The following is a 14,029-nucleotide window of genomic DNA, read 5'->3' as shown; positions in this document are numbered from 1 at the left end:
AAATGAACAAATCAATTCTAATTATCAGTTTTTTTATCTGTAATTTCTTATTCGCGCAAGAGTTAACTAAAGATTTTGTAATCGCATTAAAAGGTGACGATGTAACGACTTTTAATACATTAATTTCCGAAGAGAATAAAAATGACTGTTTTGATGCTGGAAGTACGGATTATACTTTATTAGCATTGACCCTAAAAACGAATGCTCAGAGCTGTTTTAATTTATTATTAGAGCAAGAAGTAGATCTTGAAAAAGAATGTTCTGGTAAAACGCCTTTGATGTATGCAGCCAAGTATGGCCGATTAGAAATGGCTAAAGCACTCATAAAAAATGGGGCTAAGCCAAATACGGAAAACAATAAAGGACGGACAGCTTTGGCCTATGCAACCAAATACAAACAAGAAGCCATGATAGACTATTTTAAGTCTTTGTAATTGCCTTGCAGATGTAAGCAACTAAAACTATTTTTAAGGATAAAATAATCCTATGCTACGTTTTCTGAGTTTTTTGTTGCTTATATCTCATTTTTCTTTGGCGCAAGCACCTGTCGTTTATGAAATGTCATTTCCGAATGCGGTTAATCATGAGGCAGAGATAACGGCAATTTTTAGAGATCTTCCAGCTCAAGATATTTCAGTGCGAATGAGCCGCACTTCGCCAGGGCGTTATGCATTGCATGAGTTTGCTAAAAATGTGTACAATGTTCAGGCTGTTGATAGTAAAGGAACCCCTTTATTAATTACAAGACCGGATCCGTATCAATGGATTATATCGGGACATGATGGAGTAATTGAATTATCCTATACACTGTTTGCTAACAGAGCAGATGGGACTTACAGTCAAATTGATACTACCCATGCGCATCTTAATATTCCCGCAACTTTTATGTATGCACCGGTGTTAAGTAGTCGACCAATTCTGGTTTATTTTGATATTAATGATGACTTGGGATGGCGCGTTGCCACTCAGCTTAAAAGGTTAAGTGGCAATAAGTTTATGGCGCCTAACTTCTATTACTTTATGGATAGTCCGATTGAGTTAAGCAATTTTTCGAAAAGGAGCTTTTCTGTAGGAAAAGGAAAGGATATCCAAAAAATTAATTTTGTACTGCATCATCGAGGATCAGAAACAGAACTGGATGAATATTTTGAAAGTGTAAAGAAAATTGTTTTGGAAGAAGAGGCAGTTTTCGGTGAGCTTCCCGAATTTGATTTTGGTGAATATACATTTCTAGCCTGCTATATACCTAATGCATCTGGCGATGGAATGGAGCACCGAAACAGCACTATTTTAACTTCAACTAGAAGTTTAGCAAAAGGGGGGATGCAACGAAATTTAGGCACGGTGTCACATGAGTTTTTTCATGCTTGGAATGTGGAGCGCATCAGGCCAAAAAGCTTAGAGCCATTCGATTTTGAAAACGCCAATATGAGCGGTGAGCTTTGGTTTGCTGAAGGGTTTACCAGCTATTATACTAACCTAATGTTGTGTCGAGCAGGTTTAAGAACTACAAAGGAATATGTAGAAGGGTTGAGTGGAACGTTCAACTATGTGTGGAATTCACCTGCACTAGCATATTTCAATCCTATTGAAATGAGTTACCAAGCCCCTTTTGTTGATGCTGCGACATCCGTCGATCCGGTGAATAGAGAGAACACATTTGTTTCTTATTATTCTTATGGAAGTATGCTTGGTCTAGCCTTAGATCTTTCCTTGCGAAGTAAAGGAAACTTAGACCTTGATGGTTATATGCAAATAGTTTGGAAGCGTTTTGGTAAGAATGAACAGGCCTATACCATTCCTAATCTACAACAAAGTTTAGAGCAGTACGCGGGTAAGGAGTTTGCAGATGCGTTTTTTAATAGTTACATCTACGCTAGCAATGTGCCCGATTATGCAACACTATTTGATTCAGTAGGAGTGGTGCTCGAGCAAAATAAAAATGCTGCTAGTTTTGGAGCCAGAATTAATATTCGGGATAAAAAAGTAATTATAACGGGTAATCCATATCAAGATCAGGCCGCTTATCGCTCGGGTTTGATCAAAGGAGATGAGGTCGTTAAGATCAATGGAGAAAAGGTAAAAGGAGCAAATGCTGCTGAAATTTTTGGAACATTTAAACCTGGAAAGCAGATTTTGGTTGATTATATTCGTTTTGGTCGAAATCTTCAAACGACAGTGCAGTTAGATGAAGGCTCACGATATACAATTCGCTTGCTAGAAGCTGCAGGAGGAAAGCCTAGTAAAAAGGCTGCTAAAAAACGAGAGGCTTGGCTTTCTTCAAAAGTGAAATAAAGATGTTCACCTATCATAGAGCACATACCGATGACGAACTGCACCAAATTCTTCAAGTGCAATCGGAAAACCTGAAAGATCAAGTTGATGAAAACAAACGGCTAAGTGATGGTTTTGTTACACTAAAACATGATTTCTATTTATTGAAAAGAATGAATGATGCTTGTCCGCACATTATCGCTAAAGATGAGGATCGGGTCGTCGGTTTTGCGTTAAGTATGCTAGGGGATTTTAAAGATGATATTCCTTTGTTAGACGGCATGTTCAAGATGGCAGATAGACTTTTCCCAGATAGAAAGTATTTAGTTATGGGACAGGTTTGTGTCGATGAAAATTATCGAGGGAAAGGTGTTTTTAGGGGGTTGTACACGCATATGCAAAGCTGTTATAAAAATGGATATGATCCTTTGGTTACTATTGTAGCGAAACAAAATATCAGATCGTTAAATGCGCATAAAGCAATAGGTTTTCAAGCAGTCCAATCAAATAATGAGGTTGATTGGGTCTTTATTGTTTGGAAATGGAATACCAACGATAGAAGTTGAATTCACTAATAGTGGCATGGTGTTTGACAAGTTTGTTGAAACAATTAACCTTTAACATAATGAAAAAATTGGTCTACACTTTCGCAAGTTTTTTAATACTATTTACTTCTTGTACTAAAGATGCTGCAATAGAAGAATCTTCCGAAAGGTTTTCTATTGAAGATGTGAATCTTATTCATGAAAATAGCGAAAAGAAATGGAGAATAATTAATGTTTTCGAAAAATATGATGACGGAATAATAGATGAGGATTTAACAGAATGTCTTAAAGATGAAATCTACACTTTTAAGTCAAATACTGGTGAGGCAGAAGTAGAATTCGGAAGCACAAGTTGTTATCCTTATCCTGAACTTATAAATGATGGAGGTGGGGCGAAATATACTTTTTACGAGGAGTCTGGTGATTTCTATTTAGACTTTTCTTACGGGGCATCTTTTAATAATAATACTTCAACTGGGACATCTAGAGTTTATGGTTGTATTTCTATAACTGAGGATACTATGATATTTGCCAATGGAGAAGGGCGAGGACATGGATTAATTTTTGAAGCGCTCTAAAAAAATATGCCATAAAAAATCCCAAGTTTAGACGTTGAACAGTAAAATAGTTTTAATCGAGATCAACTAGTTTGCTCTCACCATTAGTGGCATCGTATAAATCAACCTCAAGAGTGCGGGCGATAGCCTTTCCCATTTCTAGACTTTCAAGAGGATTGGTGCTTTCAAAAGCTTCTAAATGTGCATTACCATACCAAAGGTTGACATCATATATGTAATTTGAATTTTCTAAAGACTGTTTAAATACAGAAACATATTCAATGTCAGGTAGTACTTTCCATGTACCAAATTTAAAAGAACCTATAGCCTTAATTTTTTTGTATTGTAGATTATTAAAATCAAAAGCTACACTTTTATGAATAGAAAAATTGATGGCTCCGGCCAAGATAAGAATGGTAATTTTGAAGTAGTCAAGGGCTTTTTCGGACGCTCCTTCAATTATTGATTTTGTTACTAAGAATAATAGGAATAATGTTGCCGTAAAGCATGCAGCTGCTATGACTAGTTGCCAAAAGGGTCGCTTACCTTCAGTAATTAAAACATTGTTTTTCAAGAGAGGAAATCGATTAGTTTAGAATTTCAAATATAAAAAATCCCAAACTCCTAAGTTGGAATTTGGGATTTCAAATTTTGGAGTTACTTCAGCTTAGTCGGCTAAAACAATCACTTTATTATCTTTCATTTCAATAGTACCTGACTGAATATTCAATGTCAACACTTTTGCATCATTAGCAGAAGGAACAATAACTTCAGGTAATTCATCAAAACTTTTATGCTCTTGACTATGCACACGAACCTTCACTGTGCCTTCGCCAAGCAAAGAAACGATTGGTGCGTGATTTTCAAGCATTTCAAACTCACCATTAATGCCAGGTACAACTACAGAGTCAACATTTGCGCTGAATAAGGTTGCTTCTGGTGATACGATTTCTAAATACATATTCAGTCTTCAGTTTGCAGTCTTCAGTCTTCAGTCACTGTATGCAGCGGACTGGCGACTGGCGACTAGATTTATGCTTCCGCTAACATTTTCTCACCAGCTTCAACAGCTTCTTCGATAGTACCTTTAAGGTTGAATGCCGCTTCCGGAAGATGATCTAACTCACCATCCATGATCATGTTAAAACCTTTGATAGTTTCTTTAATATCTACTAGTACACCTGGGATACCTGTAAACTGCTCTGCAACATGGAAAGGCTGAGATAAGAAACGTTGAACACGACGAGCGCGTCCTACTGCTAACTTATCATCTTCAGAAAGTTCTTCCATACCAAGGATAGCAATAATATCTTGTAGCTCTTTGTAACGTTGTAATAACTCTTTTACGCGTTGCGCACAGTCGTAGTGCTCATCACCTAAAATATCAGCTGTTAAAATTCTTGAAGTAGAATCTAACGGGTCAACGGCTGGATAAATACCAAGCTCAGCAATCTTACGAGATAATACAGTTGTTGCATCTAAGTGAGCAAAGGTTGTCGCAGGAGCAGGATCCGTTAAGTCATCCGCAGGTACGTAAACCGCCTGTACCGATGTAATCGATCCTTTTTTAGTTGATGTAATACGCTCTTGCATTGCACCCATCTCCGTTGCCAATGTTGGTTGATAACCTACGGCTGATGGCATACGTCCTAATAGTGCCGATACCTCAGAACCTGCTTGTGTAAATCGGAAGATGTTATCTACGAAGAAAAGTACATCTTTACCTTGACCATCACCTGCACCATCACGGAAGTATTCCGCAATAGTTAAACCAGATAGTGCCACACGAGCACGAGCTCCAGGAGGCTCATTCATTTGTCCGAATACGAAAGTCGCTTTTGATTCTTTCATAGCAGTTTTATCTACTTTAGAAAGATCCCATCCGCCTTCTTCCATACTATGTGTAAAATCATCACCGTATTTAATAATACCGGACTCTAACATTTCACGAAGTAAGTCATTACCCTCACGAGTACGTTCACCTACACCAGCAAATACTGAAAGTCCACCGTGACCTTTAGCGATATTATTAATTAACTCTTGAATTAGCACCGTTTTACCTACACCAGCACCACCAAATAATCCAATTTTACCACCTTTTGCATAAGGCTCGATCAAATCGATTACCTTAATACCAGTAAATAATACTTCAGTAGAAGTTGATAATTGATCGAAAGCAGGAGCTTCACGGTGAATTGGAAGTCCGTCTTTTCCAGCTTTTGCCAAGCTTTCCATCCCATCAATAGGATCGCCAATTACATTAAATAGTCGTCCGTATACATCATCGCCAATTGGCATTTGTATCGGAGCGCCTGTAGCTACAACTTCAGTTCCACGACTTAATCCATCTGAAGAATCCATTGCAATGGTTCTAACGGTATCTTCACCAATGTGCGATTGTACTTCTAGTACTAATTGCGAACCGTTTGGCATTGCGATTTCTAAGGAATCATAAATTTTTGGAAGTTCGGCACCAGCCTCAAATTCTACATCGATAACCGGACCAACGATCTGTGCAACTTTTCCTGTAACTTTAGACATTACTATTCTATATTTAAAAATGTTGTTTTTTGTTGTCTGAAATTCAAGTATTATAGGCTTAAAACCCACCTGATTTTCGGCTGCAAAGATATGCTTTTATCTTAAAAAACAATAGCTACAAATTCCTTTTTTTTAAGTTGATTTAACTAGGGGTAAAACAGCAGATTTTTACCGCTGTTTGTACCCTAATTCAAGTTGATTTTAAAAGTTTTATATCTTTAAGAACTTGAGCGTTTAATTAACTCATAATTGAAATTGATTTATGGAAACCTATGCAACCGCTTTGAGCTATGCGATACCTGGTTTTGCTGTACTTATTCTTGTTGAATATTTCATAAGTGTACTCATGAAGAAACAAGTTAATTACGGCCTTGATACTATTTCAAGTATTAGCTCTGGCCTCACTAATACCTTAAAAACCTTAATGGGGCTTACAGTGGTAATAGTTAGCCATGAATGGATGGTAACTCATTTGGCTATTTACTCAGTTAAGTCAACTGCTCTCATTTATATATTGTGTTTTATTGGTCATGATTTTGCGGGCTATTGGTCTCATCGCTTTAATCATACTATAAATCTGTTCTGGAATAGACATATTATCCATCATAGTAGTGAAGAATTTAATTTGGCTTGTGCGCTGCGTCAGAGTGTTTCTGCCATAGTTGGTATTTATTTCTTTTTATATATACCAATGGCTTTGATAGGGATTCCAGTAGAAGTGGTAGCACTTGTAGCACCTATTCATTTTTTTGCCCAGTTTTGGTATCATACAAGATTGATTAATAAAATGGGGTTTTTAGAGTATATCATTGTTACGCCATCTCATCATCGGGTGCATCATGCCATAAATGATCGCTATCTCGATAAAAACTATTCAGAAATATTTATTGTTTGGGATAAACTATTTGGCACTTTTCAAAAGGAGTTAGAAGAAGATCCACCAGTTTACGGTGTAAAGAAACCTGTGCGTACGTGGAATCCTCTGCTTATCAATTTTATTCATTTATGGGGAATTATAAAAGATGCTTGGCGGACTAAGAGCTGGAAAGATAAATTACGAATTTGGTTTATGCCTACAGGTTGGAGGCCAAAGGATGTTAAGATCAAATATCCAATCTCCATTATTGAGAATCCGTTTGAGATGGAAAAATATCGGACTTCGGGCTCATTGTTTTTTGTTTTATGGGGTTGGTTTCAATTAGTTTTGACATTAGTGCTCATGTACTTTTTGCTAATAAGTGTTGCTGATTTGAACATGACACAGATTGTTGGGTATGCAATGTTTTTAATGATTTCAATATTCGCGTATACATCTTTAATGGATAGGCATGGTATTTCACTATACGCGGAAATTGGAAAACTGGCATTAGGAGCTTATTTTATTTATAGTTCGGCAGGATGGTTCGGGCTTGAAAAAATAATCCCGTTTGCTTCGTATGCTGTTGGAGTCTATTTGCTTATATCTTTACTAACTACCATTTATTTACTCTATTATGAGAAAAAGAATGATCTAGGTGAATTAATTGCAGCTTAGTATCCTTACCGAGTTTTAAAACAAACTCAATATATCTAACAAAAAAAGCGTCTCTTACTAAGGAGGCGCTTTTGTTTTATATACTTTCTTTGTTCCTATTTACTACAAGGTAGGAGAAAAGTTTGTTGGTAAATCTCCAGCATTTGGTACTGCACCAGCTAAGATAAAATTTGATCCATACTTCGAATCAATTGCACGTAACGCTTCAAGTGCGGTAAGACCGTAGCCTCGTGCACCTGGATGAACACCATCAAGGGAAAAAGCTCCGCCAGTAACTAGGTTGCCTGTTAAGGTAAAATTACCAAAAGGTACCCCTGATTCGGTTAATTGTCTTAATAACGTGTTAGAGTCGAGTAATGCTAAATCATTGCTACTTGCGACTGATGCGATCGTTGCGTTAAAAGCTGCGGTAGCATCTGCAATTAGAGCTTGCTCTTCAGGTGTAAGTACCCAATTGTCAGCTAGTGCAACGGCCACTCCATTTACTGAAAGCGGATTGTTAGGGTCCGCAAGTGTACCAATAAAACTTGCTGCAGGTAATACTAATAAATCATCTGCGGTAGCTTGTCTTAATTTAGGCAAAGCTGCAAATGCAGGATTGATGGCCCCAAGATCTGTCAGATCTTCATCGATAATTACAACAGCATTGTTTGTTCCAGCGCTAAAAGAGATAGTGCGCCTGTCAACTTCTTCCTGCGTTAATAAACCAGTTCCTGCCAAAGCTGCTAATGCCTGTTGTAATCCACCATTATATGCTGCGTAGGCTTGGTTTACTGCGCCAGCTGTGGCTTCATCAAGAGGTACTGGATTGTGCGGAACAGTAGTGAAAAATGGAATTGAAGTAACATCTGCAATATTAGAAACAATACCTTTTGCTCCATTTGCAGTAAGTGTTTGCGCCAATCCAGCGTACACTTGTGCAAATAAGCCTGGGTCTGTTATGTCATTTCCACCATATGTCGAAGCATCAGGGTTTCCTTTTTGATCAACACCAGCGCCACCACTTGTAGCAAAACTTAAAACATCATTATTTCCTATCCATAATGAAAAGAACGTTGGTGCTTGTCCTGCTGCAAGCTCTATCATAGATGCATCAGGAGTAGATCCGGTCATTCTCGCAAAATAAGGATTTGCCAAACCAGTAGGAACGTTGGCAATGTTGCCATAACCGTTAGCTAAGAGATGAAAACTTTTAGCGCCAGGAACTCCCATGTTGTTGAAAGGTCCGGTAGGATCATTAGCACCAAGAGCGGTTCCTGGCATAACAGGTCCTACAATAGATTCTAAAGGAACTGGTCCAGCACCACCAAAAACAAGTCTTGGTTCTTGAATACGATTTCCACCTAGTGTGATTCCTCCAATATTATCAGCCATTAAGGGCTGGGTAAATTCGCCACCGCCAACTTTAGCAAATTGTTGAGCTAGTTGATTAGGGAATGAGTTTTCCTGCGCAGCGATATACAAAGCGCCATCCATAAAACCAGCAGTAAGGGAATTCCCTATTGCTACGTACTTTGAAAAGTCAGCTGAGCCAGCAGAAACTTCTACTGCAGCTGCTTCTTCTATTTCAGTTCCTGTAGGAAGTGGGTCATCGTTACAAGCAACGAAGCCTAGCGCACTAAATGCAAGTGCTATATATTTTGAATTTTTAATTATCATAATTTTTCTGATTTGGCTTAAAGATTATTGATAGTCCAAGAAATGAAGAATTGCGATCCTACATTTCCAGATCCTGGAGCAGTGATATACTCGTCGCCTAAAATATTAGATCCACCTACTTTAAATAGCGACTTTATGCTAGGTACGCTATAATTAATTTGTGCATCAAGCAATGTTCTAGAAGGAATCACAGCATTGGCGATACTTGCTTGCCAGAAATACTCGTCACTCCATCTTGCGTTAATACCGAAACCGAAGTTGTCAAATAGATTTGTACTTCCTAGAGAAAATTTCACCTTATGTTCTGGAGTGTTGAAACCTGCTGAAAAACCTGGGTCTGATTCTTGATCAAAATCAAATTTAGCAAGCGTGTAGTTCACACCAACATCAAATTTATCTAACAGCTTGGTGTTAACTCCAAAAATAAGACCATATGAAGAAACGTCAGCTAACGAATTCGTGTAGGTTTGGAATACTTGGAAGTTACCAGTAGCAATATCTGCTACACCAGTTGCATCTGTTGTGCTTCCTGAAACAGGAGTCACGACATTACGTTGATTGATAAAACCATCATAAATATTATAATATGCATTGACATCAACTGAAGTTGAGTTTCCTAATTTACCACGATATCCTATATCGAAGGCTGTTACTTTTTCAGGCTGTACTAAACCTGTAGTTTCAGGAGACAAAACACCTGCATTTTGCTGAACAGCAAGTCCCTGTGCTTGTTCTAATGAAATTCCTGGATTAGCTGCCAAAATTCCTGGAACTGCAGCCGCAACAGCAGTACTAAAATCTTGTACTGAATTAAGTGAATATGAGTCAAAATAAACATCGCGCCCTACTAGATCGGTATTTGGAAGTCTTCTGTCTAAGTTGTCTGGAGAAGACCCTACAAGTGTAGCTCGACCTACATCAAAACCAATAAATAACGATTGCGTATCAGGGTTTCTAAAACCAGTTTGGAAAGAAGCTCTAATATTGTGTTGCTTGTTTTCACCTGCAGAATATCCTAAAGATAATCTAGGTGAAATATTACCGTCGAAGAACTCATTTTTATCATAACGCATCGATGCAGTTACTCTAAGTCTATCATCTTCTAAAAACTTCTTAACACCTTGAACATATGCACCATATTCACTATACTCAATAGGACCATCAAAATCTGTAAAAATGGTTCCTTGAGAATTTAATGAGTATTGTCTGTAGGATGCACCCACTTGTACATCAGCTGCATCATTTAAAAGACTTGAGAAATTATAGTTTCCTTCAGCATGATTTAGTGATGTGTTATCTAAAAACTTAGATCCAGTAGAAATGTCAGGATCAGATGTTACTTGGTCAAAAAGACGTTGAAATTCTGGTGTTCCTGGTTGTGGTGTAAATGCATTATCTGCAGCTATTCTTGCAGCAGCATGCGAATCTGCATCTGTAGCTCCAGCCAAGGTTGACTGTAAATATGCACCTGCATATGTTCCGAACCACTCGGTTGCATTTACACGATTCATATTGATACCCGTAAATCGTAAATCGTATGAATCTTTAGCGTCTTCTGTGGTTCTATAACCTCTTACGAAGAAGTTATCACCTTTAACTTCAACTTTGTGCTGTTGAACAATGAAGTTTTTGAGTTGATATCTGTTTGCTCCTTGGTAAATAGTATTTCCTTTTCCAAGACGTGTAGTCAAAATCACCTCAATATCATTGGCGAATGGTCGGTAGTGCAAGGCCGCATCAAATTTGATACTTCTCGCCTCATAATCTGTTAAGTCCTGCTCTCTATAACCCGTTCTACCCACATTAACCGCAGGAATAAGCGCACTCGCTCCAGCAGGAATTAATCCCATTGTTTCTAATTGTTGTGCTACACCGCGTAGATCAGTTCCAGCTGCCGCTGTTGTAATTTCATCACCATAGATGTTTAAACCATCATGGTCGAGACGATCAGCAGATTTATTGATGATTTCATCGGGCTCACCAATTCTTGTACGGGCATCAGAGTATTGTCTATCATCAGTTGCGAACCAGTCCGTACCCTGTAAGTATGAGAAGTTTGCCTTTCCAGCTAATTTTTCACTGAACTTTTTAGCTGCACGAATACCAAAATCGTAGAAGTTATTATCACCAGCATCTTCTGATGAAGTAATACCTGTTTTAGCATAAGCTCTGATGCCTTCATGATCAAACGGATTTTTACTTGTCATAAATAAGATACCATTAAATGCGTTTGCTCCATATAGCGCGGAAGACGCTCCTGGTAATAGCTCGATACTGTTCACATCAAGCTCGTTCATACCAACTAGGTTACCTATCACGAAGTTAAGTGCAGGCGATGAGTTGTCAATACCATCTACTAATTGCACAAAACGTGTGTTTGCAAAAGTGGCGAACCCACGAGTATTTACAGACTTAAAAGTTAAACTACCAGTATTAAGATCAACACCTTTAAGATTTTCTAAACCGTCATAGAAGTTTGCAGAAGTGGAGTTCTTAATTTCAGTAACGCCAACTCTTTCAACAGTTACTGGAGATTCAAAAAGACGCTCTGGTGTTCTTGAAGCCGAAACTACAATTTCGTCTAGTAAAGCTACATCTTCTTCAAGCTTGACTGTTACGTTCTGATTGTTTTGTGTAATTTGAACTTTTTGGGTTGCAAAACCAATGCTTGAAACTTGAAGTTCGAAAGGGGGATTTTGATCGACTTTTAAACTGAAATTCCCGTCAAAATCGGTTACCGCCCCTACAGCCTGACCTGTCAATTTGATGTTTGCACCGGGAATGGGTTGATCGTTTTCATCAACCACTTTTCCTGTTACATTTGTTTGTGCAAAACTTACCGCACAAAAAAGCAACAGGCATAAAGAAAAGAGTGTTCTCATATAAGTGTTATTGGTTACTTTGAATTTGCTTCCAATATACACTTTTTTGCCAAAAGCCTAATATAACGTTAAGAAATTAATGCATTTGATAAAAACTTACTCTACAGTTACGGATTTAGCAAGGTTACGCGGTTGGTCAACATTACAATCACGCATAACGGCAATATGATACGATAGTAATTGTAATGGTATGGTTGTCAGTAACGGAGAAAGAGCTTCTTCAGTTTCGGGAATCTCAATAACATGATCTGCTAACCCTTTAACTTCGGTGTCGCCTTCAAAAACAATTCCGATAATTTTTCCTTTTCTAGACTTGATTTCTTGAATATTACTCACCACTTTTTCATAATGACCTTTTCTGGTAGCAATAACAACCACCGGCATCTGCTCATCAATCAACGCAATTGGTCCATGTTTCATTTCTGCTGCAGGATATCCTTCAGCATGTATGTAAGAAATTTCCTTAAGTTTTAAGGCCCCTTCAAGTGCTACAGGAAAATTATAACCTCTACCTAGGTACAAACAATTAGGAGAATCCTTATATATTGCTGCAATCTCTTTTATTGTGGAGTCAGACTCAAGTGCTCTTTCAACTTTTTCAGGAATAAGCTCTAGTTCTAATAAATGAGTTCGGTATTCTGAACTGGTCATGGTGCCTTTTGCTCTTGCTAGTCTTAATGCAATTAAAGTCAATACCGTTATTTGTGTGGTAAATGCTTTTGTCGATGCCACCCCAATTTCTGGTCCAGCATGAGTGTAAGCACCGGCATGAGTTTCTCTTGAAATAGAAGATCCTACCACATTACAAACTCCGAATACGAATGCACCTTTTGATTTAGCCAGTTTAATAGCGGCTAGTGTATCAGCAGTTTCACCAGATTGTGATATAGCTATTAGGACATCTTTATCGGTTATAATAGGATCGCGATATCTAAATTCTGAAGCATATTCAACTTCAACAGGAACTCTAGCAAAGCTTTCAAACACATACTCAGCTACCAATCCAGCATGCCATGACGTACCACAGGCCACAATAAGAATACGGTCAGCATTTAAGAACTTCTTCATGTTATCTTCAACACCTGCCATTTTAATTAGGCCTTGTTCTCTTAATAATCGACCTCTATAGGTGTCCCGGATAGCCTTCGGCTGCTCGTAAATCTCTTTTAACATGAAGTGGTCATAGCCACCTTTTTCTATTTGTTCGATATTTAGACGAAGCTCTTGAATATATGGATCGACTAATTTGTCATCTTTTATTTTACGAACCTTCACTTTTTTACCAAGTCGAACAACGGCCAACTCTTCGTCTTCTAAGTAAATAGCATTTTTGGTAAATTCAATAAACGGCGTGGCATCAGAAGCAATGAAAAATTCATCCTCGCCAACACCTATTGCAAGCGGACTTCCTAAACGCGCCACTACAATTTCATTTGGTTTTGTCTTGTCAAAAACGGCAATCGCATATGCGCCGATCACTTCGTTCAGGGCAATTTGCACCGCTTTACCAAGCTTTACCTTTTCGTTTTTCTTAATATCCTCAATAAGGTTAATCAATACTTCAGTATCAGTATCCGATTTAAAGGTGTAACCACGTTTAATCAATTCTTTTTTAATGGAATCATAGTTTTCAATAATCCCATTGTGAATAATCACAAGATCACCGGAGTTAGAATAGTGTGGATGTGAGTTTACATCGTTTGGTACGCCATGTGTTGCCCAGCGTGTGTGTCCTATACCAAGATTTCCGTTAGTAGCAATTTCTTTTTTTACACGGTTTTCAAGATCGGCTACTTTTCCTTTTGTTTTGGAAAGCTGTACGTCCTTGCCGTCGTATAGGGCTATACCGGCACTGTCATAACCCCGATACTCTAACCGTTTTAAGCCATTAACAATAATAGGATATGCGTCTCTATGACCTATATAACCAACAATACCACACATATGTATATAAATAAGATTTGATTCCTAATGCGATGAGCAAAAAGAAAATGATTAATTGTGCTGCGAAATTGACCTATTTAACTTGCGAGCTGA

At 38.0% G+C, this 14,029-nt stretch carries 11 protein-coding genes; 5 read left to right on the top strand and 6 right to left on the bottom strand.

Going from position 1 to position 14,029, the window contains the following annotated elements:
• Window positions 1-2 precede the first annotated feature (2 nt).
• The 4 genes from GWK10_RS07810 to GWK10_RS07795 are packed head-to-tail and all read left to right on the top strand — an operon-like array spanning window position 3 to window position 3,397.
• The gene (locus GWK10_RS07810) at window positions 3-434 is read left to right on the top strand and encodes an ankyrin repeat domain-containing protein (protein ID WP_164031271.1); all 432 of its coding nucleotides are present in this window, start codon (window positions 3-5) and stop codon (window positions 432-434) included.
• Window positions 435-486: 52 nt separating this feature from the next.
• Window positions 487-2,295, top strand: coding sequence for a M61 family metallopeptidase (locus tag GWK10_RS07805; RefSeq protein ID WP_164031269.1), 1,809 nt, complete (start codon window positions 487-489; stop codon window positions 2,293-2,295).
• Window positions 2,296-2,297: 2 nt separating this feature from the next.
• Entirely contained in the window at window positions 2,298-2,840 is a 543-nt protein-coding gene (locus tag GWK10_RS07800; protein ID WP_164031267.1) for a GNAT family N-acetyltransferase, read from the top strand.
• A 59-nt stretch (window positions 2,841-2,899) separates the two neighbouring features.
• Window positions 2,900-3,397, top strand: coding sequence for a hypothetical protein (locus GWK10_RS07795; protein WP_164031264.1), 498 nt, complete (start codon window positions 2,900-2,902; stop codon window positions 3,395-3,397).
• 52 nt (window positions 3,398-3,449) lie between these two features.
• Here the strand turns inward: GWK10_RS07795 and GWK10_RS07790 are convergent, their stop codons facing one another.
• The 3 genes from GWK10_RS07790 to atpD form a co-directional block, all read right to left on the bottom strand.
• Window positions 3,450-3,950: a hypothetical protein gene (locus GWK10_RS07790; protein ID WP_164031262.1), complete on the bottom strand. Its 501-nt coding sequence runs from the start codon at window positions 3,948-3,950 to the stop codon at window positions 3,450-3,452.
• A gap of 93 nt (window positions 3,951-4,043) precedes the next feature.
• On the bottom strand, window positions 4,044-4,337 hold the full coding sequence (locus GWK10_RS07785) for a F0F1 ATP synthase subunit epsilon (protein ID WP_164031259.1): 294 nt from the start codon (window positions 4,335-4,337) through the stop codon (window positions 4,044-4,046).
• A 71-nt stretch (window positions 4,338-4,408) separates the two neighbouring features.
• Window positions 4,409-5,917 (bottom strand): F0F1 ATP synthase subunit beta, encoded by a 1,509-nt coding sequence (gene atpD, locus GWK10_RS07780; RefSeq protein WP_164031254.1) that lies wholly within the window; start codon window positions 5,915-5,917, stop codon window positions 4,409-4,411.
• Between the two features lie 262 nt (window positions 5,918-6,179).
• Here atpD and GWK10_RS07775 point away from each other — a divergent pair, with 262 nt between their 5' ends.
• Entirely contained in the window at window positions 6,180-7,451 is a 1,272-nt protein-coding gene (locus GWK10_RS07775) for a sterol desaturase family protein (RefSeq protein ID WP_164031251.1), read from the top strand.
• Window positions 7,452-7,553: 102 nt separating this feature from the next.
• On the opposite strand, the gene GWK10_RS07770 is transcribed toward GWK10_RS07775, so the two are convergent.
• From GWK10_RS07770 to glmS, 3 genes are all read right to left on the bottom strand, one after another.
• A complete protein-coding gene (locus tag GWK10_RS07770) occupies window positions 7,554-9,110 on the bottom strand; it encodes an SGNH/GDSL hydrolase family protein (protein ID WP_164031248.1) in 1,557 nt (518 codons plus the stop codon).
• 17 nt (window positions 9,111-9,127) lie between these two features.
• The gene (locus GWK10_RS07765) at window positions 9,128-11,992 is read right to left on the bottom strand and encodes a TonB-dependent receptor (protein WP_164031245.1); all 2,865 of its coding nucleotides are present in this window, start codon (window positions 11,990-11,992) and stop codon (window positions 9,128-9,130) included.
• 96 nt (window positions 11,993-12,088) lie between these two features.
• Window positions 12,089-13,936, bottom strand: a complete 1,848-nt coding sequence (gene glmS, locus GWK10_RS07760; RefSeq protein WP_164031242.1) for a glutamine--fructose-6-phosphate transaminase (isomerizing) — start codon at window positions 13,934-13,936, stop codon at window positions 12,089-12,091.
• Window positions 13,937-14,029 lie beyond the last annotated feature (93 nt).

It is taken from the genome of Spongiivirga citrea (genome assembly GCF_010671565.1).
Classification (GTDB): Bacteria; Bacteroidota; Bacteroidia; order Flavobacteriales; family Flavobacteriaceae; genus Spongiivirga; species Spongiivirga citrea.
Note: the sequence above shows the minus strand (reverse complement) of the source record. Positions and strands in the feature narration are given on the sequence as shown.

Excerpts from the sequence above, each read along its gene's own strand:
- GWK10_RS07810 (WP_164031271.1), top strand. The coding sequence starts at position 3 with ATGAACAAATCAATTCTAATTATCAGTTTTTTTATCTGTAATTTCTTA.
- GWK10_RS07805 (WP_164031269.1), top strand. The coding sequence starts at position 487 with ATGCTACGTTTTCTGAGTTTTTTGTTGCTTATATCTCATTTTTCTTTG.
- GWK10_RS07800 (WP_164031267.1), top strand. The coding sequence starts at position 2,298 with ATGTTCACCTATCATAGAGCACATACCGATGACGAACTGCACCAAATT.
- GWK10_RS07795 (WP_164031264.1), top strand. The coding sequence starts at position 2,900 with ATGAAAAAATTGGTCTACACTTTCGCAAGTTTTTTAATACTATTTACT.
- GWK10_RS07785 (WP_164031259.1), bottom strand. The coding sequence starts at position 4,337 with ATGTATTTAGAAATCGTATCACCAGAAGCAACCTTATTCAGCGCAAAT.
- atpD (WP_164031254.1), bottom strand. The coding sequence starts at position 5,917 with ATGTCTAAAGTTACAGGAAAAGTTGCACAGATCGTTGGTCCGGTTATC.
- GWK10_RS07775 (WP_164031251.1), top strand. The coding sequence starts at position 6,180 with ATGGAAACCTATGCAACCGCTTTGAGCTATGCGATACCTGGTTTTGCT.
- GWK10_RS07770 (WP_164031248.1), bottom strand. The coding sequence starts at position 9,110 with ATGATAATTAAAAATTCAAAATATATAGCACTTGCATTTAGTGCGCTA.
- GWK10_RS07765 (WP_164031245.1), bottom strand. The coding sequence starts at position 11,992 with ATGAGAACACTCTTTTCTTTATGCCTGTTGCTTTTTTGTGCGGTAAGT.
- glmS (WP_164031242.1), bottom strand. The coding sequence starts at position 13,936 with ATGTGTGGTATTGTTGGTTATATAGGTCATAGAGACGCATATCCTATT.